At 57.0% G+C, this 8,730-nt stretch carries 5 protein-coding genes and 1 tRNA gene; 2 read left to right on the top strand and 4 right to left on the bottom strand.

Annotation, left to right across the window (positions count from 1 at the left end):
* Window positions 1-3 precede the first annotated feature (3 nt).
* From LF252_RS22665 to LF252_RS22655, 3 genes are all read right to left on the bottom strand, one after another.
* Window positions 4-77, bottom strand: a tRNA-Ala gene (locus tag LF252_RS22665).
* Window positions 78-215: 138 nt separating this feature from the next.
* Entirely contained in the window at window positions 216-3,716 is a 3,501-nt protein-coding gene (locus LF252_RS22660) for a TonB-dependent receptor (protein WP_226271881.1), read from the bottom strand.
* 153 nt (window positions 3,717-3,869) lie between these two features.
* A complete protein-coding gene (locus LF252_RS22655; protein WP_226271880.1) occupies window positions 3,870-4,544 on the bottom strand; it encodes a C40 family peptidase in 675 nt (224 codons plus the stop codon).
* Between the two features lie 46 nt (window positions 4,545-4,590).
* Between LF252_RS22655 and LF252_RS22650 the strand changes: the two genes are divergently transcribed.
* The gene (locus LF252_RS22650; RefSeq protein WP_226271879.1) at window positions 4,591-6,000 is read left to right on the top strand and encodes an FAD-binding oxidoreductase; all 1,410 of its coding nucleotides are present in this window, start codon (window positions 4,591-4,593) and stop codon (window positions 5,998-6,000) included.
* Window positions 6,001-6,153: 153 nt separating this feature from the next.
* Here LF252_RS22650 and LF252_RS22645 read toward each other — a convergent pair whose 3' ends face one another.
* Window positions 6,154-6,684, bottom strand: a complete 531-nt coding sequence (locus tag LF252_RS22645; RefSeq protein ID WP_226271878.1) for an acyl-CoA-binding protein — start codon at window positions 6,682-6,684, stop codon at window positions 6,154-6,156.
* A 126-nt stretch (window positions 6,685-6,810) separates the two neighbouring features.
* Here LF252_RS22645 and asnB point away from each other — a divergent pair, with 126 nt between their 5' ends.
* Window positions 6,811-8,718 carry an asparagine synthase (glutamine-hydrolyzing) gene (gene asnB, locus LF252_RS22640; RefSeq protein ID WP_226271877.1) on the top strand — a complete coding sequence of 636 codons (1,908 nt, stop codon included), beginning with the start codon at window positions 6,811-6,813 and terminating at the stop codon, window positions 8,716-8,718.
* The last annotated feature ends 12 nt before the right edge of the window (window positions 8,719-8,730 follow it).

Genomic DNA, 8,730 nt, shown 5'->3' with positions numbered 1-8,730 from the left:
GAGTGGAGAATATCGGAGTCGAACCGATGACCTCTTGCATGCCATGCAAGCGCTCTAGCCAGCTGAGCTAATCCCCCGTTTTGTGTGTGCCCAAATAGCCGGCTGCATTTGGTTTGGCAAAAGTACGGCGGTTTTTCGATTCTGCAAGTAATAACACAAAAAAAGTGGGCTGACGATATCGTCAGCCCACTTTTGGATAGCTAAGTGGTTGAGGCTTAGTTAAAGATGTAGCGGATGCCTACCTGAGCCTGCCAACGCGAGCTAATAGAGCCTACGTTGTCGCGGAAAGTGCGGGACAGCGGAACACCAGGCGTTACCGTCGTAGCACCGTTCACCGTGGTGGTCGATGGGTTGGTCAGGTATGGGTAGGTAAAGGTCGGCTGGCCTTGAGCGTTGTAGCCTTGGAACGTGAGCAGGTTGGTGCGGTTCGGCGTACGCAAAGTGCCCCAGTCGCTGTTCAGCAGGTTGCCAATGTTGAAGATGTCAACGCTCAGCTGCAGGGTGTTGCGGTTTTTGCCGAGGTCTACAAACAGATCTTGCAGCAGTTTCACGTCAACTTGGTGCAGCCAGGGCAGCTCGCCGCCGTTGCGCTCGGCGTATTCGCCACGGTGCTTGCTCAGATACTTGTCTTGGCTGATGTAGGCATCCAAGTCAGCCCACTGTTGAGCAGCGCTGTATACGCCACCACCTTGAGCAGCCGTCAGAGTCACGTCACGTAGGGCAATTTCGCCTTGGTTACGCGGGATGTACACCAAGTCGTTCGACTGGCTGTCGCCGTTCATGTCGCCCGAGTACAGGTAGCTGAAGCGGCCCAGCGGCGAACCGGTGTAGAACACCGACAGGGTGGTGCCCAAGTGGCCTAGGTACTCCTTGCGGTAGGAGGCCACGGCAATTACGCGGTGACGCTGCAGGAACTGCGAGTAGCTCAGAACGTTAGCGTTCGGGTCGCCCGATACCGAGCGGTCACGCCAGATAGACTGGGCAATCGAGCCACCGTCGTTTACCGAGCGAGCATCCGAGTAGGTGTAAGCTAAGCTAGCGAACAAACCGTTGGAGAAAGACTTCTGCAACTGGCCCGTCAGAGCGTAAGAGTAACCTTTGCTGGTATTCTTCATCACGATGGCATCCGTGATGTTGGGGTTAGCAGCCGTAGCGCCACCCTGACCACCGTAGATACGGTTGTTGGCTACCAGGCCAGTGCCTGTGTACAAACCAGCAGAGTTCAGTGTGCTACGCGACAGATCGTAGAAGATCTGACGGTTATCGGCACCAGTAGCGCGAGCCGTCGAGTTCGGCAGGTTCACGTTCTGGTGGTACACGGCGTTCAGGTCTTTCGTGTAGAAACCTTCCAGCGTAGCTACCAAACCATTGCCTAAGTCTTGGTCGAGAGCCAGGTTAGAGCGCCATACCTGCGGGAATTTAAAATCACGCTCAGTTACGGCCAAGTTGTAGGTCGTGTTAGCCGCCCGCGAAGCCGGAATGTATTTGGCTACATCCGGCGAGAAGGGGTAGTTGGCCGCTGTGGCGGCGCTGGTAGCAGCAATGGAGCCGAACAGTACGCCGTTGTTGCTGGCCTGGTTTGAAATCCACACGAATGGCACGCGGCCGGTGAAGATACCCGTACCACCGCGCAGCTGGGTTTTCTTGTCGTCGTTCACATCCCAGTTGAAGCCAACGCGGGGCGAGAACAGCACTTGCTTTTTGGGCAGTTCGCTGGTATTGATTTTCTCACCGTCGCGGAAAGTCAGGGCAGCAGCAGCAGTGTTCTGTGCAACGTCGGAGCTGATGATCGGCAAGTCGGCGCGGATACCGGCCGTGATGCGCAGGTTGCTTACGGGCGTGTACTCATCCTGCAGATACAGGCCAAACTGCTTAGCGCGGATATCGGCGTAGGGGAAGTTGCCCTCGGGATTGGCAGCGTATTGCAGCTGGAACTGCGAAGGCGTAGCCCGCGTAGCACCGGCGGCCAGCGCTGTCAGCTGACCAGTTCCCCGGTCATAGTTGTAGCCGTTTGAGCTGTAGAAATCCTCCAGCGAGTTGAAGCGGTAGTAGCTGTTGTAGTTCGGCGCGAAACCGTTCTTGAACTTATAAAACTCGTTGTAGGTACCAACAGTCACGTTATGCTTGCCCAAGTAGGCCGTGAAGTTGTCACCAAACTGGTAGGTATCGGAGTTCAGCAGGTTACCAGCCGTGAAAGGCTCGTAACCAAACGAGGTGTACGTGGCGTTAGGTGAAGTAGCGCCGGTAGTGCCCGTACGGCCTACACCGTTACCAATTTCCACGAAGGGGAAAATGGACGAGAAGGGCGTCCGGAAGTCACGGTTAGCCGTGTAGCCCGCCGTCAGGTTGTTCGAGAAGCGGCTGCCGAACGTGCTGTTCAACTCGGCGATGTACGAGTTGAGGTTGTTATTGATGGTGTAGTACGCAGACTGGTAAGGCAGGCCGAAAGCAGTGCCGGAACGCGTGTTGGCAATAGAGCCGCTACCGGAAGGCGGAACATCAGCGTACGACCTCAGGTAGTTGTACTTGATGTTGAAGCGGTGATTCTGGGAAATGTTCCAGTCAATCTTGGCCGTTACCTTATCACTGTTCTGCCGCTGGCTGTAGCCTTGGTATACCCCAGTTTCGTAGTTGTACAACGAACCATCGGCATTCTTGATGCCGATACCATTACCGTAAGTACCTGCCAGGAAATTGCTGAGCGTATTCAACTGCAACTCGCTGGCCTGCGACACGCTAGTGCCGTTGGCGGGAGTGTCGCCGTTGCTGGCGCGGAAGTTGCCGGACGGTGGGTCGGTGCGGCGCTCTTGCTCACCGCTCACGAAGAAGAACACCTTATCCTTAATGATCGGACCACCCAGACGCACACCATAGTTGCGGAGGCGGAAATCCGTTACCGGTACTTCCACGTCGCCTACTTTGCGACCCAGGAACAGCTCGCGCTGGTTACGGTTGTAGAAGTAAGCTGAGCCCGTTACTTTGTTCGAGCCCGAGCGGGTTACGGCGTTGATGCCAGCACCTGTGAACGAGCCCTGACGTACGTCATAGGGAGCCAAGCTCACCTGAATCTGCTCAATGGCGTCAACCGAAATTGGCTGGGCGCCAGCCTGACCACCGATGGTGGACGACAGACCGAAGGCGTTGTTGAACACGGCGCCGTCGATGGTAACGTTGTTGAAGTTACCATTACGACCACCAAAGCTCTGACCGTTAGCCTGCGGCGTCAGACGCGTAAAGTCGTTGAAAGAACGGTTCAGGGTGGGCAGGCGTTCAATCTGCTCGCGCTGGATAGTGGTGGCTGCACCCGTGCGGCCAGCGTTAATTACCGGGTTCTGACGGCCCGTAACTACCACTTCACCCAAGGTTTGCTCCGATTCGCTCAGATTGATGTCGAGGCGCTGGTTCTGACCTAGGCTCAGGAAAATGTTTTCCCGAACAGCCTCTTTGTAACCCACAAACGATACCCGTATCGTGTAAGGGCCACCCACCCGCATGTTCTGGATGTTAAAGCGGCCTTCCGAGTTGGTTGGCGCCACATACTGCGTGTTGGTGGGATTGTGCACGGCAATAACCGTAGCACCGGGCAAACCTTCCCCAGCCTTGTCGGTAATAATACCATTCATGGCGGAAGTGGTTGTACCCTGCGCCCAGCTCAACTGCGCTGCGAGGACCGCTATGGGTACCAGCGCTACTGAAGCGTAATGGTTGCGTTTCATAAATGAGGGGGGATTGATGAAAAAAGGGGTGCTTACTCAGGGGTGAAAAAGCGGCGCAAAATTACGGCTTGTTTCACGGCACTGCGTTACCACAGTGTTATGATTGCAGCTAAATTTCGCTACCTGATTTCGGGGCAAAGGTAAAGGGAAAATTCACAATCTAGGCCGTACTGCCTTAATGAATCTACTCAAGTAATAATCCGACTCCAAGGCATTTTCAACAACACCTAACGAGCTGGAAGAGTGAATGAACTGTACGCTTTCAGGGGAGGCTTCTGTTACCATGCCCACGTGGGTAATGGTGCTGCTACCGGGGGAGGCTCCAAAAAATACTAAATCACCGGGGCGTAAATCCTGGGGGCGGACGGGCTCACCCCAGGCGGCCTGCTCGTTGCTGGAGCGGGGGATGCTGATATTGATGGCCGCAAACGACTCGTGCAGGAGCCCGGAGCAGTCCATGCCCTGCCGGGTAGTACCCCCAAATTTGTAGGGCGTGCCCTGGTAGGAGCGGGCCGTTTCGATAACGGCGGCCATCTGGGCCGGCACATTGGCGGGCAGGGGGCGGCGCACAATGGTTTTGGCGCGGCCAGCCGTGCTTGATACCTTGGTTTTGGTTTTAACGGTAGTGGTGCGGCTGGAAACCCGGCGCCGGTCGGCGGCCTTCATGCGGGCCATATCCCGGGCCGAGTAATAGCGGCCGTTGCGGTAGTTTACCTTACTAGTAGTGCCGCAGGCCGCTAACAAGCTCAGCACCCCAAACAACACGGCGGTGAGAAGCGGCTGGGGCCACTGCAGTGAATGCCGTACCTTCGTAGCGTATTCGCGCATCGGGGCAAAGATACGCGAAGCTATCATTTCACTCCTCATCTTTCTTATGGACTTTCAACTCCTGACGCCCGCCCTGGTTACCGAATTTGAGGCTATTGTGGGCCCGGCTCACGTGCTCACGGCCCAGCACACCGAGGCCGATGTGTACGCCGACTACGGACGGGACCATACCGAGGACCTGCAGTTTGTACCGGACGTGGTGGTGCGCCCCGCCAACGCTGAAGAAATCAGCCGTATTGTGCGCCTCTGCCACGAGCACCGGATTCCCATTACAGCGCGTGGAGCCGGGACGGGCCTCTCGGGTGGGGCGCTGCCAGTACACCAAGGGGTGGTACTGAGTACCGAGCGGCTCAACCGCATCCTGGAAATTGATGAGCGGAACCTGCAGGCTACCGTAGAGCCGGGCGTAGTGAATGAGGTATTTCAGAATACCGTAAAGGAAGTCGGGTTGTTTTACCCGCCTGACCCCGCTAGCAAGGGCAGCTGCTCGTTGGGCGGCAACCTGGCCCACAGCAGCGGGGGGCCCAAGGCGGTGAAATACGGCACCACTAAAGACTATGTGCTCAACCTGGAGGTGGTGCTCCCAACCGGCGACATCATCTGGACGGCAGCCAACACGCTCAAAAACTCCACCGGCTACAACCTCACCCAGCTAATGATTGGCTCGGAGGGTACGCTGGGTATTATCACTAAGGTGGTATTCCGGCTGTTGCCCTTTCCCAAGCACAACATTCTGATGCTGGTGCCCTTCCGGCAGGAGGCGCAGGCCGCCGAGGCCGTGGCCGCCGTGTTTCGGGCCGGTATCATTCCCTCGGGCATGGAGTTTATGGAGCGGGAGGCCATTGTATGGTCGTCCGAGTACCTGAAAATTCCGCTGGCCCTGCCCGAGGATATCCGAGCCCACTTGCTCATTGAGCTAGATGGGCAAGACCTCGACCAGTTGTATAAGGAGGCGGAGGCTGTGTACGGGGTGCTGGAATCCTACGATATCGACGAGATACTGCTGGCCGATACGGCGGGGCAGAAGGATGACCTCTGGCGCATCCGGCGCAACATCGGCAATGCCGTGCGCTACAACTCGGTATATAAGGAGGAAGACACGGTAGTGCCACGGGCCGAGCTACCCACGCTGTTGGCCGGGGTCAAGGAGATAGGCCGCCGCTACGGCTTCAACTCCGTGTGCTACGGCCACGCCGGCGACGGAAACCTGCACGTGAACATCATTCGCGGCGACTTAGACGACGAGAAATGGCACCACGGCCTGCGGCAGCCCATCAGCGAAATTTTTGAGTTGTGCGTGAAACTGGGCGGCACCATCAGCGGAGAGCATGGTATTGGGCTGGTGCAGAAAGGCTACATTGGCATTGCGCTCAAAGAAGCCAATCTGGAATTGATGCGCGGCATCAAACGGGTATTTGACCCGCACGGCATTATGAACCCCGGCAAAATCTTCTAGCGCAGTGAGCGGGCGAAGCCCTGAGTTTTACCACTGACGTTAAGTTTCTATTATAAATAAAAGAGGCCACCTAATTCAGGTGGCCTCTTTTTATAGTAGCGGATTATTGAAACAAAATCTGCCTCAGTTAAGAAAACAGCCGATTGCGTAAGGCTAGCTTTGGTCACCTTTCAGCTTGTCTTCTCCTCCGTAGGGAGCACCGGCTGTAATGTCGCCGCGCAAACCACCCTGCGATACGCCGGGGCCGGTAGAGGCCTGCTGCGACAAGGTAGTATTGTCATCAGCCTGTACATCGGGGCCCGAGGATGCATCGGCACCACCTACCTGCGAGCCAGTAGCCGGATGGCCATTACCGGTAATTACATTTGCCTTTTCTTCCACGGGACCAGCCAGTTCCTGTACTTTCTGAACGTATTGGCGGCGGGCATCATCCTGGTCGAGGCCTTTATATTTGCTCCACGCGTCCCACTGGGCCTGCGACAAGCCTTTCGGGCCGTCGGGGTTGTCGGGTGTGTCGTCGCCTACTTCGTCACGCTTAGCATCATGGTCGCCTTCGGTGGCCTGTTTGTACAAGCCATACAAGTCGGTCATGTGGGCGGCGGCTTGGTCGCCGGGCAGGCTATCTACCCGCGTAACGGCTTTCTCAAATTCCTGCTGTAAGCTTAGTTGGTCCTGTAACGTCATGGTGCAAAGCTGAAGGGTAAGGGATGGGGACACAGGTTGTACTAGGGTGGCCCAGCTTTGGTTACGGCACAAGGTGAGTAGTTTTTCCAAACCCAAGTCCTGATAGTTCGTACTTTTGCGCGCCTTATGTGTGGAATCTCCGGAGTATTCGCTTTTACTGATGCAGGCCGCAACTCGCTGGCCTCCCTACGTGCTTCAACCGACGCCATTGAGAGCCGGGGACCCGATTCGCAGGGTCACTTCGTGTTTGAGCGGTGCGGGCTGGGCTTCCGTCGGTTGGCCATCCTCGACCTGACGGCTGATGGCAACCAGCCGATGACTGATGAGTCGGGCCGGTACACCATTGTATTCAATGGCGAAATCTTCAACTTCAAGGAGCTGCGCCAAAAGCTGGTAGCCCGCGGCCACCGCTTCCATTCCCAAACGGATACGGAGGTGGTGCTGCACATGTACATTGCCGAGGGCCGCAACTTTCTGAAAAAGCTCAACGGCTTCTTCGACTTTGCCATTTATGATAAGGAGGAGGACTCCATCTTCCTGGCCCGTGACCGGATGGGGGAGAAGCCCCTGCTGGTGTACCGCGACGAGGACAAGCTGCTGTTTTCCTCCGAAATGAAGTCGTTGCTGGCGTTGGGCATCCCCCGCAAGCTCGACTACGTGTCGCTCAGCCACTACCTGCAGCTGAACTACATTCCGGGGCCCGCCACCATTTTCAAAGGCGTAAAGAAGCTGCTGCCCGGTCACTACATGTATGTGAAGGGCAAGAAGGTGGTGCGCAAGCGCTGGTATAAAGTGCCCTACGACCCCAAAAAGGTTGAGAAGAACAAACTCAGCTACGAGCAGCAACAAGCCAAGCTGGTGGAGATTCTGGATGAAGCTACAGCCCGCCGCCTGGTGGCCGATGTGCCGGTAGGTGCCTTCCTCAGCGGGGGCATCGACTCGTCGGTGGTCGTAGCTCTGGCCTCACGCCACACGCAGCACCTAAACACGTTTAGCATCGGCTACCGCGACGAGCCGTTCTTCGACGAAACCAAGTATGCCAAGCTGGTGGCCGACCGGTACAAGACGAACCACACTGTCTTCTCCCTCACCAACCAGGACCTGTACGACCACATCTTCGATGTGCTGAACTACATCGACGAGCCCTTTGCCGACTCCTCGGCCCTGGCGGTGTACATCCTCAGCAAGCGCACCCGCGAAAAAGCCACCGTGGCCCTCAGCGGCGACGGCGCCGACGAGCTATTTGCCGGCTACAACAAGCACATGGGCGAGTTTCAGGTGCGGCAGGGCGGTTTCAAGGCCGAAGCCGTAACCGGTCTGAACCTGCTGTGGGATGTGCTGCCTAAGTCGCGCAATTCGTTCTTTGGCAACAAAATCCGGCAGTTCCAGCGTTTCTCGCGCGGCATGCTCAGCGGCCCCAAAGACCGGTACTGGGACTGGGCTTCGTTTGCCTCTGAAAAAGACGCCCGCGGCCTGCTTAGCGCCGGCGCCCGCCGCAAAGTAGGCAAGAAGCTGGCCGAGAAGCGCCGCAAAGCCATCCTGGAAGATATCCACGCTGACGGCGACCTGAACGAGGTGCTGCTCACGGATACCAAACTGGTGCTACCCTACGACATGCTCACGAAGGTAGACCTGATGAGCATGGCCAACTCGCTGGAGGTGCGCCCACCCTTCCTGGACCCCAACGTGGTGCGCTTCGCCTTCTCCCTGCCCGTGTCGAGTAAAATCGACGCGAAGATGAAGAAGAAGATTGTGCAGGATGCCTTCCGGCCCATGCTGCCCGAGGAGCTGTACAAGCGTCCCAAGCATGGTTTCGAGGTGCCGTTGCTCAAGTGGTTCCGCGGTGAGCTGCGCCCCCTGATTGAGGACGACTTACTCTCCGACGGCTTCATTGAGGCGCAGGGCGTGTTTGACGTGGACGCCATCCGCGGCCTGAAGAAACAGCTCTTCAGCAGCAGCCCCGGCGACGTGCACGCCCGCATCTGGGCGCTTATCGTGTTCCAGTGGTGGTGGAAGAAGTGGATGATGGCTTAATCAACCGACCAG

The organism is Hymenobacter pini, assembly GCF_020421205.1.
Taxonomy (GTDB): Bacteria; Bacteroidota; Bacteroidia; order Cytophagales; family Hymenobacteraceae; genus Hymenobacter; species Hymenobacter pini.
The sequence above is the reverse complement of the archived record's forward strand: the minus strand, read 5'-3'. Positions and strand labels throughout refer to the sequence as shown.

What these genes read in the sequence shown, in the direction of transcription:
- LF252_RS22660 (WP_226271881.1), bottom strand. Translation starts at nt 3,716, where the DNA reads ATGAAACGCAACCATTACGCTTCAGTAGCGCTGGTACCCATAGCGGTC.
- LF252_RS22655 (WP_226271880.1), bottom strand. Translation starts at nt 4,544, where the DNA reads ATGCGCGAATACGCTACGAAGGTACGGCATTCACTGCAGTGGCCCCAG.
- LF252_RS22650 (WP_226271879.1), top strand. Translation starts at nt 4,591, where the DNA reads ATGGACTTTCAACTCCTGACGCCCGCCCTGGTTACCGAATTTGAGGCT.
- LF252_RS22645 (WP_226271878.1), bottom strand. Translation starts at nt 6,684, where the DNA reads ATGACGTTACAGGACCAACTAAGCTTACAGCAGGAATTTGAGAAAGCC.
- asnB (WP_226271877.1), top strand. Translation starts at nt 6,811, where the DNA reads ATGTGTGGAATCTCCGGAGTATTCGCTTTTACTGATGCAGGCCGCAAC.